Source organism: Chitinophagaceae bacterium (assembly GCA_016710165.1).
GTDB lineage: Bacteria > Bacteroidota > Bacteroidia > Chitinophagales > Chitinophagaceae > Ferruginibacter.
Genome location: JADJLJ010000005.1, coordinates 146974 through 161442 on the forward strand (window position 1 = coordinate 146974; position 14469 = coordinate 161442).

At 46.9% G+C, this 14469-nt stretch carries 13 protein-coding genes and 2 tRNA genes; 6 read left to right on the forward strand and 9 right to left on the reverse strand.

Going from position 1 to position 14469, the window contains the following annotated elements; genetic code table 11:
• Positions 1 to 85: 85 nt before the first annotated feature.
• Both IPJ02_16735 and IPJ02_16740 read right to left on the reverse strand, forming a co-directional pair.
• On the reverse strand, positions 86 to 1051 hold the full coding sequence (locus tag IPJ02_16735) for an electron transfer flavoprotein subunit alpha/FixB family protein (GenBank protein MBK7377126.1): 966 nt from the start codon (positions 1049 to 1051) through the stop codon (positions 86 to 88).
• A gap of 19 nt (positions 1052 to 1070) precedes the next feature.
• Positions 1071 to 1814, reverse strand: coding sequence for an electron transfer flavoprotein subunit beta/FixA family protein (locus IPJ02_16740; GenBank protein ID MBK7377127.1), 744 nt, complete (start codon positions 1812 to 1814; stop codon positions 1071 to 1073).
• 106 nt (positions 1815 to 1920) lie between these two features.
• Between IPJ02_16740 and IPJ02_16745 the strand changes: the two genes are divergently transcribed.
• The gene (locus IPJ02_16745) at positions 1921 to 2232 is read left to right on the forward strand and encodes a tetratricopeptide repeat protein (protein ID MBK7377128.1); all 312 of its coding nucleotides are present in this window, start codon (positions 1921 to 1923) and stop codon (positions 2230 to 2232) included.
• Between the two features lie 216 nt (positions 2233 to 2448).
• On the forward strand, positions 2449 to 3774 hold the full coding sequence (tilS, locus tag IPJ02_16750; protein MBK7377129.1) for a tRNA lysidine(34) synthetase TilS: 1326 nt from the start codon (positions 2449 to 2451) through the stop codon (positions 3772 to 3774).
• Here tilS and IPJ02_16755 read toward each other — a convergent pair.
• Both IPJ02_16755 and IPJ02_16760 read right to left on the reverse strand, forming a co-directional pair.
• Positions 3760 to 4410 carry a rhomboid family intramembrane serine protease gene (locus IPJ02_16755; protein ID MBK7377130.1) on the reverse strand — a complete coding sequence of 217 codons (651 nt, stop codon included), beginning with the start codon at positions 4408 to 4410 and terminating at the stop codon, positions 3760 to 3762. The two genes, tilS and IPJ02_16755, sit on opposite strands and share 15 nt — an antisense overlap.
• Before the next feature lie 35 nt (positions 4411 to 4445).
• Positions 4446 to 4919, reverse strand: a complete 474-nt coding sequence (locus tag IPJ02_16760) for a 23S rRNA (pseudouridine(1915)-N(3))-methyltransferase RlmH (protein MBK7377131.1) — start codon at positions 4917 to 4919, stop codon at positions 4446 to 4448.
• A 94-nt stretch (positions 4920 to 5013) separates the two neighbouring features.
• On the opposite strand from IPJ02_16760, the gene IPJ02_16765 reads away from it, so the two are divergent.
• Positions 5014 to 5490, forward strand: a complete 477-nt coding sequence (locus IPJ02_16765; GenBank protein MBK7377132.1) for a DNA-binding response regulator — start codon at positions 5014 to 5016, stop codon at positions 5488 to 5490.
• 113 nt (positions 5491 to 5603) lie between these two features.
• Positions 5604 to 6131 (forward strand): DUF4199 domain-containing protein, encoded by a 528-nt coding sequence (locus IPJ02_16770; GenBank protein MBK7377133.1) that lies wholly within the window; start codon positions 5604 to 5606, stop codon positions 6129 to 6131.
• Between the two features lie 47 nt (positions 6132 to 6178).
• Here the strand turns inward: IPJ02_16770 and IPJ02_16775 are convergent.
• The 4 genes from IPJ02_16775 to IPJ02_16790 all read right to left on the reverse strand — a co-directional run bounded on the left by IPJ02_16775 (position 6179) and on the right by IPJ02_16790 (position 8554).
• Positions 6179 to 6252: transfer RNA gene (locus IPJ02_16775), tRNA-Arg, on the reverse strand.
• 14 nt (positions 6253 to 6266) lie between these two features.
• Positions 6267 to 6341 (reverse strand) — tRNA-OTHER (locus tag IPJ02_16780).
• A 44-nt stretch (positions 6342 to 6385) separates the two neighbouring features.
• Complete coding sequence (locus IPJ02_16785) at positions 6386 to 7498, reverse strand: carboxylate-amine ligase (GenBank protein MBK7377134.1); 1113 nt, start codon at positions 7496 to 7498, stop codon at positions 6386 to 6388.
• A gap of 102 nt (positions 7499 to 7600) precedes the next feature.
• Entirely contained in the window at positions 7601 to 8554 is a 954-nt protein-coding gene (locus IPJ02_16790) for a hypothetical protein (protein MBK7377135.1), read from the reverse strand.
• A 174-nt stretch (positions 8555 to 8728) separates the two neighbouring features.
• Between IPJ02_16790 and IPJ02_16795 the strand changes: the two genes are divergently transcribed.
• Positions 8729 to 9550 (forward strand): esterase family protein, encoded by an 822-nt coding sequence (locus tag IPJ02_16795; protein MBK7377136.1) that lies wholly within the window; start codon positions 8729 to 8731, stop codon positions 9548 to 9550.
• Positions 9551 to 9626: 76 nt separating this feature from the next.
• Here the strand turns inward: IPJ02_16795 and IPJ02_16800 are convergent, their stop codons facing one another.
• Positions 9627 to 13010, reverse strand: coding sequence for a TonB-dependent receptor (locus tag IPJ02_16800; protein ID MBK7377137.1), 3384 nt, complete (start codon positions 13008 to 13010; stop codon positions 9627 to 9629).
• Positions 13011 to 13262: 252 nt separating this feature from the next.
• Here IPJ02_16800 and IPJ02_16805 point away from each other — a divergent pair, with 252 nt between their 5' ends.
• Complete coding sequence (locus tag IPJ02_16805; protein ID MBK7377138.1) at positions 13263 to 14468, forward strand: bifunctional 3,4-dihydroxy-2-butanone-4-phosphate synthase/GTP cyclohydrolase II; 1206 nt, start codon at positions 13263 to 13265, stop codon at positions 14466 to 14468.
• Position 14469: the final 1 nt, after the last annotated feature.

Below are 14469 nucleotides of genomic sequence, written 5' to 3' on the forward strand. Positions count from 1 at the left end.
TCCTTAGGTCCAAAAGCAAAGATAAAAATAAAAGCCCTTCAAATTTAAGTGAAAGGCTTTAATTATTAAGTTTCGTTTTTATTTATCAGGAAGCCTGTTTCATTTTTTTAACCGCTTCAATGATCTTTGGCATCACTTCAAAAGCATCCCCCACAATGCCGTAATCGGCGGCTTTAAAGAACGGGGCCTCGGGGTCTTTGTTGATGACCACGATGACCTTACTCCGGTTTACGCCTGCCAGGTGCTGTATGGCACCTGAAATACCGATGGCGAAATACAGGTTGGGCGCAATAGCCAGGCCGGTTTGACCCACGTGTTCATGATGCGGCCTCCAGTGAATATCTGCTACGGGCCGACTGCAGGCAGTAGCAGCACCCAATAATTTGGCCAGGTCGGTAACCAATCCCCAGTTTTCCGGGCCTTTTAAACCACGGCCCCCGCTTACCACGATCTCGGCTTCGCTCAGCGGAATTTCACCAACCACTTTATTGGTGGCAGTAACCTGCACCCGGGCAGCATCCGGCGTAGCAGTAAATTCGGCCAGCTCCGCCACCCCATCGGTGGTGGTTATGCTGTAAGAATTCGGGTTGAGGGAAATGATCTTTATATCGGTACTCACAGCTACATTGGCAAAGGCCTTGCCACTGAAAACGTTTTTCTTTACTACAAACCCGTTGCCGAGATCGGGCAATGCCACGGCACCGGAAACCAGCCCGGCTTTCAACCGTACGCTCAGCCTTGGGGCAATGGCTTTACCATTGAAATTGTTGGAGAAGATGATCACGTTGGCACCGGTGGATTTTGCCGCTTCGGCCAGTATTCTGGTGTATACCTGCGCATCCACCTGGTTGAGTGAATCATTTTTTACGGTGTGTACTTTTTTAATACCGTATTTACCCAATCCAGCCAGGTCATCATTTACGGTACCCAGTACAATGGCTTCGGCCGTAGTGTCCGTTAGTTCGGCTAGTTTTGCGCCATAGCAGGCTGCTTCAAAAGAAGATTTCTTTATGTGGTTCTCCGACTGATCCAGGAATATTAATACTGACATATTGTGCGTTTGTGAATTTTTAAATTGCTTTTGCTTCTTCGTGTAATAATCTGACTAATTCTTCGGGCGTATCGGGCGAAACAAGTTTAACACTTGCTTTTGCCGGCGGCAGGTCGAAGGAAGCAACGGATGTAAGTGAATCTGTCGCTACCGGCTCAACCGCCTTCAATGGCTTGCTTCTTGCTCCCATGATCCCTTTCATATTGGGGATGCGTTGTTCGGCCATCCCTTTCTGGCAACTTACCACAAGCGGCAGGGCAACTTTATTTGTTTCTTCGCCGCCCTCAATTTCACGGACAATGACTGCCGTGGTTCCTTCCAGGTCGAATTTTGCGGCATAAGAAACAAAAGGCAGGTCAAGCAATTCCGCCAGCATGCCACCAATGGAAGAACCATTGTAGTCGATGGTCTCTTTACCCGTGAAAACAAGATCGTAGTTACCTTGTTTGGCAACTTCTGCTATCTGCGATGCGATGTAATAACTGTCCTGGCTGTCGGCATTTACCCGGATGGCTTCATCTCCGCCCAGGGCGAGGGCTTTCCGGATGATCGGGTCGCAATCGGCGCCGCCAACGGTAACCAGGTGTATCACGGTGGATGGGTCGGCTTCTTTCAGTTCAATGGCCCTCACTAATGCATACCATTCGTCGTACGGATTGATGATCCACTGAACGCCATCGGCAGCGAATTTCGTATTGTTATCGGCGAAGGCTATTTTTGCCGTGGTATCGGGTGTTTTGCTGATACAAACCAAGATCTTCATGCAGTCTTTATTTTTAAGGATCCTCAAATAAGTTGTTTATGCAACTAATGCAAAGATAAGTGTTGCGAAGATAAATTGATTGAAAAACATAAAAAATTATTGCCGTATGAGCAGGATAGAAAAATTGCTGGAATATATGAAGGCATCCGGCAAGGATAGTTTTCTGCAGCATGCGCTGGCACTGGAATACATCAAGATCGGCAAAGACGAGGAGGCGCGGGAACTGTTCAATGAGATCTTATTACGGGAGCCCACCTATGTCGGTTCCTATTACCACCTGGCCAAATTACTGGAGCGGGCAGGCGATTTTGAAAGGGCCATCCGGGTGTATAAAAGGGGGATGGAAGAGGCCAGGAAGGCCGACGATAATCATACGTATAATGAATTGCAGGGGGCACTGGAGGAAATTGAAGAATAGTTTTGAGTTTGAGGTTTGTAGTTTGAGGTTACCCGCATTTGTTTTTCATGGCATCATCGTTGTGTCACTCACTTGTACTGCAAATCAATATAAACGAAGTTGACGTATGAACATTTGTTTAAACGAATGAATTGAGTACGTCAGAAAATAATTTTAAACCAACAAATCAAGTTCTCCGCCTATTGCCGGAGACAGGGCTATGAATTTACTTTTTGAATTTCAACATTTCATCAAAAAGAAAATCTTTTTCAACCGAAAGATAAATTGCTACTAGCCGTAAGTGGCGGAGTTGATTCGGTGGTATTATGCGAATTGTGTAAACAGGCAGGGTATGATTTTGTGATCGCTCACTGCAATTTTCAGTTAAGAGGGGAGGAGAGTCAAAGGGATGAGGATTTCGTAAATGCGTTAGGCAAAAAATATGCGGTGGAAGTGCTGGTTAAAAAGTTTGACACCGAAAAATATGCAGCAGATAATAAAGTAAGCATCCAGGTGGCTGCCCGGGAGTTACGGTATAGCTGGTTCCGGGAACTGGTAGCCAACCGGTCATTGGACATTGGTCACTGGATCGTTACGGCCCACCATGCCAACGACAATGTGGAAACGATGCTGATGAATTTCTTCAAAGGCACGGGCATCAACGGGTTAAAGGCCATTTTACCAAAACAGGGAAATATTGTACGGCCGCTTTTGTTTGCAAGGAAAGAAGAACTTATTGCGTTTGCTCAACAACATAAACTGGGTTTCGTGGAAGATTCTTCCAATGTCTCCGACAAATACACCCGCAATTACTTCCGCAATAAGTTGATCCCGGCCATAGAAGAAGTTTTTCCCCGGGTGGAAGAGAATTTAATGGATAACCTGCACCGGTTCCGGGAGATCGAGATACTCTACCAGCAATCAGTAGATCTCCATAAAAAGAAATTACTGGAGCAGAAAGGAAATGAAATTCATATTCCCGTATTGAAGTTGCAGAAAACAGAACCCCTGCACACGATCGTTTACGAGATCATCAGGGATTTTGGCTTTACGGCCCACCAAACGGATGAGGTCATAAGCCTGTTAAAAAGTGAGACCGGTAAATACATCCGGTCTTCTTCACACCGCATTATTAAGAACCGCAACTGGCTTATCATTTCTCCCAATGAAACCGTGGAGGCTGCTACCATCCTGCTTGAAGGAGAGGGGAGCTGGCCTTTTGCAGCGGGCAACCTGGAACTCAAAAAAATCCCAACCACAAACCTCAAACTACAAACCTCCGGCAACACAGCCCAACTGGATGCCGGTGAGATCAAATTTCCCCTCTTGCTCCGCAAATGGAAGCAGGGCGATTATTTTTACCCGCTGGGAATGAATAAGAAGAAAAAGCTGAGCCGCTTCCTGATCGATCAAAAACTTTCCATGCCGCAAAAAGAAAACACCTGGGTGATCGAAATGAATAAAAAGATCATCTGGATCATTGGCCTGCGTATTGACGACCGCTTTAAGTTAACGGCCAAAACAAATAACCTGCTGCAGTTAAAATATTCACCTGCCGAATAGGCTCGGGTTCTTCAATTCATCCATGATGCCGGTGAACAGATCGGGTTGCATAAAAGCAATTAAAGCAAGGATAAAGGCAAGTCCGAACAGGGAGCCCCAGAGGTGGGCATCATGATTGATGTTATCGCCGCCTTTTTTGCCCATGTACACGCAATAAACAATGTACAGCACTGCATACAGGGCAGCAGATATCTTAATGGCGCCGTAAATGTAGATGCTGCTCCAGGGGTTGAATACGATGGTGGCAAAAACAACTGCCGATACGGCGCCGGAGGCCCCCAGTGAACGGTAGTTGTAATCATTCTTATGTTTGATATAGCTCGGTATGTCAGATGCAATGAGGCCGGCAAAATAGAGCAGCAAGTATGCGATGTTTCCCCCTAATCCATAATAATCCATGTAGACCTCCAGGGCTGTTCCAAAGAAAAAAAGTGTGAACATGTTGAAGAACAGGTGCAGGTAATCGGCATGCAGGAAACCGGAAGTGATAAACCGGATGTATTGGTTTTCCCTGGCCACCCGGTAAGGCCACATGATCGTTTTGTCGACCAATGCCGCATTCGAAAAGCCAACAAAGGAAAAAATAACATTCGCAGTGATCAGGCCGATGGTTATGGGGTGGTCCTGTAAATTCATATCAGTAGTTTACGTTTCAAATCCAGGTCTTTCTGTTAACGGTGGTGGTACTTCTCATTCCGGTTTATGGAACAGGCCCGGTAAACCTGTTCGGCCAATATCAGCCTTGCCAGCTGGTGCGGGAAAACAAGTTTTGAAAGGCTCCAGGTATGATCGGCCCTTTTCTTCACGGCATCGCTTACGCCAAAAGCCCCGCCAATCAAAAAAACGATGTTCTTTACACTTTCATTTGCCCGTTGCTGGATGAATGCAGCCAGTTCTTCGCTGCTGAACTGCTTGCCCCGTTCATCCAGCAAGACCAGGTAATCGTCTTTTTGTAAAAAACCGGTGATCGTTTCCCCTTCTTTTTTCTTCAGGTCCATTTCACTCAGCATGGCGGCATTTTTGGGAGAAGGAATGATGTTCCATTCCACCGGGTAGTACTTGCCAATGCGTTTGGTGAACTGCTCCACCCCGTCCTTCACATAGGGCTCGTGATTTTTTCCAACTGTCCAGAACTGAAATTTCATGCTTAAAAGTAAGAAAGCTTCTTCACTTGCCGCAGTATAAAATACGCTGAATAGAATTAACTTAGCTTACTAAAAATAACTACTGGCATATATCATGACCTCCGCCCGGAATTTTTTCTCAAGGAATAAGGCGATCATCGCTTATGGGATAAGCCTGGCCTTGCTCCTGATACTGCTGAAATGGCTTGAACTACGCTTCATCATTTTCGATCATGCCCTCGAAGTATATATCGGCGCCGTTGCAGTCATCTTTACTGCCCTGGGCATCTGGCTCGCCCTCAAACTCACCAAACCAAAACTGAACACGGTTATCGTAGAAAAAGAGGTATATGTAAGCCGGGCTGAATTTGTTTTTAATGAAACGGAAGCAGCTAAACTGGGCTTGAGCAAACGGGAACTGGAAGTACTTAACCTGATGGCGGAAGGCTGCAGTAACCAGGAAATCGCAGCCCGGCTTTTTGTATCGCTCAGCACGGTTAAAACACACAGTTCAAATCTTTTTGAGAAACTGGATGTGAAAAGAAGGACACAGGCCATCGAAAAGGCAAAAAGGCTGTCCCTCGTTCCCTGAAGGGCTCATACTTTGGTGTGAAACGATGCTTCTGCTGCAAAAATCATCCTTAAGTATGAGGTAAAATTTACAGCAATATCCCAATTTGCACAGCTAAACCAAATCAACCTGAAATGAAAAAAATTGTAATTGTATGCGGAGGGATAGCCGGGCTTATCGTTTCCGCCACGATGATGCTGTCTACCGGCATGTGCTATGCCAGTGGAAATTTTGAAGGCAGTATGCTGCTGGGGTATGCGTCCATGGTACTGGCTTTTTCCCTTGTTTTTGTGGGTATCCGTAACTACCGGGATAAGTACAACCAGGGTTCCATCAGTTTTGGCAAGGCATTTAAAACGGGGTTTTTTATCATCCTGCTGGCCTCCACCATGTATGTGCTGGTGTGGCTGGTGAATTATTATTTCTTAATCCCCGATTTTGCGGATAAGTATTCAGCCTATATGCTGGATAAACTGAAGGCCGGCGGGGCCAGCCAGCTGGAAATTGATGAGCAGGCGAAAGAAATGGCCAGTTTCAATGTCCTGTATAAGAATCCCTTTTTTAATGCCCTCATCACGTATACGGAGATCCTGCCCGCGGGGCTGCTCGTAACGCTTGTTAGTGCCCTGGTACTGAGGCGAAAGCCAAGGCCCGTTGCCTGAGAAGCCGGTATAATTAAAAAACCTCTCCTTTTTGGAGAGGTTTTTAGTGACCTCGTCAGGATTCAAACCTGAAACCTTCTGATCCGTAGTCAGATGCTCTATTCAGTTGAGCTACGCAGCCGGTTTACTATTTTTTAATTGCGTCAGGATTCAAACCTGAAACCTTCCCGACCCAAGTCGGGATGCTCTATTCAGTTGAGCTACGCAGCCTTTTTTAGGACGGCAAAGATAGGCATTTTAACCATTCCTTCAAACTACAATCCCCGTAAAAATTCGGTATGGATAAGGTCAACAACCTTCACCAGGCTCTTGGTCTCTTCAAATACTTTTAACTGCCTGTCGGCCCCGGTGCCCTGTTCCAGCATTTTATGCACCTGGCTGATGGCATGTCGGCTTCCGAGGTCATTCAGAACATCATCCACAAAATCCAGTAATTCGTAAATAAGTACCCGGGTATTCACTTCCATTTCTTTTCCAAAATCGATCAGGCTGCCGTCAATTCCATAGCGGCTTGCCCGCCATTTGTTTTCATTCAGCAGGGCCCTGGAATACATCATGAAATTCAGGTTCTGGCTCCGCAGTTTATACAGTTTGGCGCAAACAGCCTGGAACAAAGCCGCGATCGTGATCGTTTCCTGAACGGTCATTGGCACATCGCAGATCCTGAATTCAACGGTGTTGAAGAACGGGTGAACCCGGAGGTCCCACCATATTTTTTTTGCATTGTCAATGCAGTTTGTTTTCACCAGCAGCTTTACATAATTATCGTAGGCCTCTATGCTGTCGAAATAGTCCGGGATGCCGGTACGGGGAAATTTATCAAACACTTTTGTGCGGAATGATTTATACCCCGTGGTCCTTCCTTCCCAGAAAGGGGAGTTGGTGCTTAACGCATAAATATGGGGCAGAAAATAACGGGCTGAGTTGGCGATGTGAATGGCCATTTCCCGGTTGTCCATACCAACGTGAACATGCAGGCCGAAAATAAGGTTACTCCTGGCTGCTTCCTGCAGCTCATTCACTATTTCGCTGTACCGGATATGGTCCGTGATCAGTTGACTCTCCCAATGGCTGAAAGGGTGAGTGCCGGATGCACCCACCCATAACCCGAGTTCATCGGCGATGCCACTGATGGTCTTCCGCAGGGTACCTACATCCATAAAAGCTTCATCAATGTCCTGGCAGATATCGGTGCCCACTTCTACCACGGCCTGGTGCATCTCTGCCTTTACCTTGTCTTTGATCACCTTTTGCCCTTCCTGCACGATCTTCTGTTCATGGCTCTTCAGTTCCCTCGACTCCGGGTCAATTACCATGTACTCTTCTTCCACGCCAAGTGTAAAATGTTTGTAAGATAGGTTTGACATGCTGCGGTATTAATAAATTAAGAATTAAAAATTAAGAATTAAAAATTAAAGGCGGGCTGTGGTGGTCTCCCACATTTTTAATTTTTCATTCTTAATTCTTCATTAATAGAGTTTCTTTTTGTTGCTGCTGCGCTTGATGTATTCTCCCCAGGTCAGGTTATCCTTTCCATCTTTGTGTTCAAGCGCTTTTTCTATGGCATAGGTTGCTGCTGTTTCAACAACCCAGTCAAAATTTTCCTGGCCCACACTTTTTACGTCGGCATCGGGTGCGGGGTTACAGAAATCAATGGCATAAGGCACCCCGTTGCGTACAGCCAGCTCAACGGTATTGAAATCGTAGCCGAGGTAATGACAGATCCGGAGAACGATGTCTTCCATCTGCTTGTATCGTTCCGGGGAGGGCTTGAAATCGGCTACATAACGCAGGTGATGCGGGTTGCGTGGCTCGTAGGGCATGATGCGGACATATTTTCCGCCAATGCAATAGCACCGGTAGTATTCTTCAAACTTTATTTCTTCCTGCAGCATCATGACCAGTTGTTCGGTCTCTGCATGTTTTTCAAAAAACTCTTCCATGCTGTTGAGCTGGTACACACTTTTCCAGCCACCCCCGGCAAAGGGTTTCATGTAGGCAGGGAACCCGATATAATTGAAGATGCCTTCCCAGTCGAGCGGGTAAGCCAGGTTGGAAAAAGATTCTTCGCTGGTATCGGTGGGCAGGTCCCTGGAAGGGAGGATGACCGTTTTGGGGACCGGCACGTCTATTTTTGTAGCGAGGCAGTTATTAAAGAATTTTTCATCAGCGCTCCACCAGAACGGATTATTTATGACGGCGGTACCGCACAAGGCAGCATTCTTTAAAAAAGCCCTGTAAAAAGGAACATCCTGCGATATCCTGTCAAAGATCACTGCATAACCCGAACCTTCTCCCTGCATCACTTTATCAATGCGAACGGGTTCCGCCAGGACGCCTTCCACATTCTTACTGTTAACCCGGGCAATGAAAGCCTCCGGAAAACTTCTTTCTTTTCCGAACAATACTCCTATTTTCTTCATAAAAACAGTTTTTAGTTTTTGTATTTATTTGTCTGATATTTTAACCTGTTCAAATATATTTTTTCGGCGCCAATAAAACAAATTATGTTTAGGTGCCCGTGGAGCCTGCCAGCCGAGCATATTAGTTCCCTGTTTCTGCTTTCTGGTATGCTGTATTTTCTTATTTTTGGGGATATGTCAGCAGAAAAGGTGACCAGTATCCTGGTACAAGAGCACGTCATCCCTTCCATTTATCTCAACCGTGATGTCATCGTGGATTTCTACCTTCCTTCGGCCTTTACCGGGGCTGTTGAGCCGGCACTTTTGCTCATCAATGACGGGCAAGACCTTCGCACCATGAAATTTGAGGAGATACTGGAGAGTCTGCATGAGGCGGATGTGATCGAAGATGTATTTTATGTGGGCATCCATTGTGGTTCAGACAGGAAGAATGAATACGGCACCGCCCGGGTACTCGACTACAAAGGACGTGGCGCCCGGGCCGGTCTTTATACCCGTTTTATCCTGGAAGAATTACTTCCGTATATCCGGATCATTTCGCCCGTCCGTTCTTTTAAGGAAAAATGCTTTGCCGGCTTTTCGCTTGGAGGGTTAAGCGCCCTCGACATAGTTTGGAATCATTCCCGTGAATTCACGAAAGCCGGCGTTTTCAGCGGTTCATTGTGGTGGCGTGATAAGGACCAGGACGATGATGATTTTGATGAGGATACCGACCGCATCATGCACCGGCAGGTAAGGGAAAAACAACATCCGGCTCCCTGGCTCAAATTCTTTTTTGAAGTGGGCACCCTGGATGAAGTGGCCGACAGGAATAACAACGGCATCATTGATTCGATCGACGATACACAAAGCCTGATCGACGAATTGGTGAATAAAGGCTATGACCGGGATGATGATATCCGGTTTCTTGAACTCAAAGACGGCAAACACGATGTACCAACCTGGGCAAAGGCTTTTCCTGATTTCTTAATATGGGGTTGGGGTAAAAATGCCTGAAGTGAAGATATTAAATACATGAAGAAGGCTGTCTCCCGGAGACAGCCTTCTTCATGTATTGTTGTTGTACCTGTTATCAGAATATCAAACGCAGGCCAAGTTGCAATGACCAGGTACTTGCCGTTGAAGTACTCCGGATAAATGTCTTGTCAACCAGGATGGGGTTTGAACCGGCCGGGGCATCATTGGGCGTATAGGTAGCCAGTTGATATCTTACCTCACCGGTAGTTGCATTTTTAGTTGCCCTCAATGGGTTGTTCACCACAAAGAAGTCACGCAGTCCCCAGTCTTTGTTCACCAGGTTCAGGAAGTTCTGGAAATCTGCACTGAACTGCAGGGTAGCTCTTCTTGAACCGATATTGGTGAAGATGTCCTGCAGGAATTTCAGGTCAACCCGGTGGTAGAACGGATACAGAACTGCATTCCTTTCAGCAACCATTCCTTTACGTTTGCGCAGGTATTTGTCCTGCTCAATAAAGGCAAAGAATGCATCACTTTGCTGCTGGGCAGTGTAGGTAACAGCCGTAGCGCCGGAACCAACTGTCAGCGGGATGAATGTGATCTGTGACGGGCTGTTTGGAATGAACATCAGGTCAGAGCTGTTACCGTCGTAGTTGATATCGGCAGTATTGCTGAATCCTGACGGAGCTGTACCTCCGGCCGTACCGTAGATATAGCTGAAGCGGCCGCCCTGTTGCTGTGAGCCTTCATAAAATAATGATATGGTAGTACCGAGATGCTTCAGGAACTCTTTCCTGTACGAGAAAGTGCCGAGGATACGGTGAGGGACCGCAAAAGAGGAATAAGATAATTCCCGGTCATTCTGGGTACCTGCGGTAGGGTTAAACTGCCATACAGAAGACGCGGTAGAACCCGGGTTTGCAGTGATGTCCCTGGCCATACTGTAGGTATAGGCCAATGAGGCATAAAATCCTTTGGTGAATGATTTGGAAACCTGTGCTGTCAGTGAGAATGAACCGCCTGCATTATTATTTTCCAGCACGATCGCATTTGCATAACCACTATACAGCCTGCGGGTAGCAGTGGATGTGTTTATGAAACTGGGCCTGATGGAACCGCCCAGGTTCACTGTTCCGGTAGGAGCAACCTGGTTGGCATTGCGCATTACAGTAGCATTCAGGTCTTTGGTATACAAGGCATCCATCGACAGGGTCCAGTTCTTTCCGAACTTCCTGTCAAAGCCAAGGTTCGTTCTCCAAACCTGCGGGAATTTGTATTTCGGATCGATCAGTACAAAACCTGCTGAGTTAGGTACCGGGGCAGGGGCTGAGAACAAGGAAGCCCAGGCTGTTGGATTCGGGTTGAAGGTAATTTGATTTAACTGTGTTGCATTGGCAATAACACTCACCTGGTACATGCCACTATTGGTAGGCATATTGGTTAAATACACGAATGGTATCCTTCCGGTGAACACACCAGAACCACCCCGGATGATCATACTTTTATCACCGTTCATGTCCCAGCGAATGTCAAACCTCGGGGCCCAGTACCAGATCGATTTAGGCCACCTTCCTGTTGAGTAATTAGTAGGTTTGCCATACCTGTCGGGGAATGTCAACGCCGTGATTGCCGGATTTTCCAATGGTTGAGTAGGATAAATTGGTCTGTCTGCACGAACGCCCAAAGTAAGTTTCAGGCGGGGGGTGATATTGATCTCATCCTGTGCATAGATACCCAATTGACCGATCTTCATTTCGGCAGAATAAACGGCTTCTTTTCCCGCTATTCTTGAGAAGGTATAGGTATAAGCAATGGGGTGTGCCAGTGGGTTCATGAACTCTTCCAGTGAACCATAGGCATAATAACTTTGCGAAGCAGGCATGAACATATTACCTACATACTGGTACTCGTAACTGCCTCCGATGGTAGCGGTATGCTTTCCTAAATAAATACTGAAGTTATCGGTGATGTTGTAAATGTCATTTTTAACGTCATTGTTGTTGGAGAAGTTCTCCATTCCTGCGCTCATGTAATTTTGTTTGGCGCCTCCTGCATAGGTTGCAGCAACACCGCTCTTCGTTGGGTCTCCCATGATGTCGATGAAAGGAAATACCCCGCCTGGTGTTGAACGGGTGGTGCGGATCTTGGTACCTGTTGCGATGAGCTGGTTGGAGAACTTCCCTTTCCAGTTGCTGTTTAACTCAAATGCTGCTGACCTTACCTGGTCGTGGAAGCTATATTGTGAATTGGCAAATGACATGGCATTGGTTCCAAAACGCGAATTAGTTGTCCAGGTGTTCGGTCCGCCGCTGTTGGCGCCGTTCGGTGCACTGTTCGACATCAGCCTGTCATCATCACCGACCATTTCGCTGTACTTAAGTGTCAGTTTGTGCGTGGTGTTTATGTTCCAGTCGATACGGGCAAGAAACTTGTAGTTTTTGATCTCTGCATTTGGCAAACCATCGGCGCTGCCGGTCTCATATCCGTAAGCACTTTTCAGGTAGTTAGAGAATTTGGTCAGTGAATCGATCTTTACCTGGGAGATATTGCTGCCACCGGATCCTCCGGTTGGTTTAAAAGAAGTTAATGGCGGAGCAACTCTTTTCTCAATTTCTCCATTAACAAAAAAGAACAATTTATTTTTGATGATCGGGCCGCCCACACTTGCACCATAAACGGTACTTTTTGAATCCGGTTGTTTTGCTAATTTAAGGCCACCCACATTTCTTCCGATAAAGGTCTGGTCCCTGTAATAACCATAAACGGTTCCTTTGAAGAAGTTTGTACCGCTTTTTGTAACAGAAGCGATATTGGCACCGGTAAAATTCGACTGCCGTACATCAGAAGGTGCGATGTTCACACTTACTTCTTCGATCGCATCCAGTGAAATGGGCTGGCTGTTACCACCGGGCAACGGATCGGTACTTAAACCAAAGTTATTGTTCAGGTTTGCACCATCCACGGTAAAGTTGTTATACCTGCCATCCCTGCCGGCTATGGAGTTTCCGTTTGCCTGCGGAGTAAGGCGGGTGAAATCGGTGATGTTACGGGTGATGGTTGGTAATGTATTTATCTGGCGCTGGCCCACATTGGTAGAAGCGCCTGTTTTTTGATTGGATGCCGCCTTACCACCTGAAACCACTACCTCGGTAAGGGTGGTGGCCGAAGGAACCATTGTTAAGCTGATCGTATAGTTATCGCCCAGGGTCAGGGTGATTTCCTCCACATCCTGTTTTTTCATTCCGGTAAACTGGCAACTTACGGTGTAGGGTCCGCCCGGACGCAAACCCGGCAAGGAGAATGAACCGCTTTTGTTACTTACCGTTTCGTATTTGGTACCGGAGGGGATATGCAGGGCAGTGATGGTTGCACCGGCAAGGGCTTCTCCATTCGACTGTTTTACGATACCCGAAATGCTACTGGTAGTTACCTGTGCCTTCAGCAAAGCCGGGATGGCAAACAAGATGATCAGTAACGGTAAAATTTTCTTGAAATTCATATTAGTTTGGTTTTACGAAGGCAAAGAAAGCGAATAATTGCCGAATTCTGTTAACTTTTATTAACAAAATCGGAGGCAACATAAACATAATATCTGCTGCTTTTCAGGATAAATTCCATGCGATAAAATCAACAGGCAACGCTTTAATAAACCAGGCCGATTGGAGGATTAAAACCATCCGGGCAAAGTTTTACCGAAACCGGAAACCGGGAGGTTTGTATTCTGATTAACTTTGCCCCCTAATTCAAATGTATGTTAGACAGTATAGAGAGCGCCATCGAAGATATCAGGCAGGGAAAACTGGTGATCGTAGTAGATGATGAAGACAGGGAAAATGAAGGGGATTTCATTACGGCAGCAAATAACGTTACCCCGGAAATAATCAATTTCATGAGTATGCATGGCCGGGGGCTGATCTGTGCTCCGTTGGTTGAAGAACGCTGCCATGAACTCCAGCTGGAGCCCATGGTGGTTAACAATACCTCCCTGCACGAAACCGCCTTTACGGTCAGCATCGACCTGCTTGGCAACGGGTGTACTACCGGTATTTCGGCACAGGACCGGGCCAAAACCATCCAGGCCCTGGTGAACCCGGATACTAAACCGGAGCACCTGGGCAGACCCGGGCATATTTTCCCGTTGAAAGCAAAAAAGGGAGGCGTTTTACGCCGTTCGGGGCATACAGAAGCCACCATCGACATGGCCCGCCTGGCAGGCTTTGCACCGGCGGGTGTACTGGTGGAGATCATGAATGAAGATGGAAGCATGGCAAGGCTGCCGCAACTTATTGAGATCGCAAAGAAATTCAACCTCAAACTCATTTCGATCAAAGACCTGATCGAATACCGGCTCCGGGAGGAAACACTCATTAAAGAAGAAGTGCGGGTTCAGCTGCCTACAAAATACGGAAGTTTTGAACTGGTTGCTTTTGAACAACTGAATACCGGTGAGATACACATGGCCCTGAAAAAAGGTGACTGGAAGAAAGACGAACCGGTACTGGTAAGGGTGCACAGCAGTTGCATGACAGGAGACATACTGGGCTCCCTGCGCTGCGATTGCGGCGACCAGTTGCACCAGGCCATGAAAATGATCGAGGCGGAGGGAAAGGGGTTGCTGCTTTACATGAACCAGGAAGGACGGGGTATCGGCCTGCTGAATAAACTGAAAGCATACAAACTGCAGGAACAGGGCAGGGATACGGTGGAAGCAAACCTGGAACTTGGTTTCGACATGGACGAAAGGGATTACGGCGTGGGCGCACAAATATTAAGGCACATGGGCATCCGTAAAATGAAACTGCTGAGCAACAACCCCCGCAAAAGGGCAGGCTTGCTTGGTTACGGGCTGGAAGTGGTGGAAAAAGTACCCATTGAAATAAAATCAAACCCACACAACGAAAAATACCTGGCTACCAAACGGGATAAACTGGGCCACGAAATACTGAGCGGGAAATAGG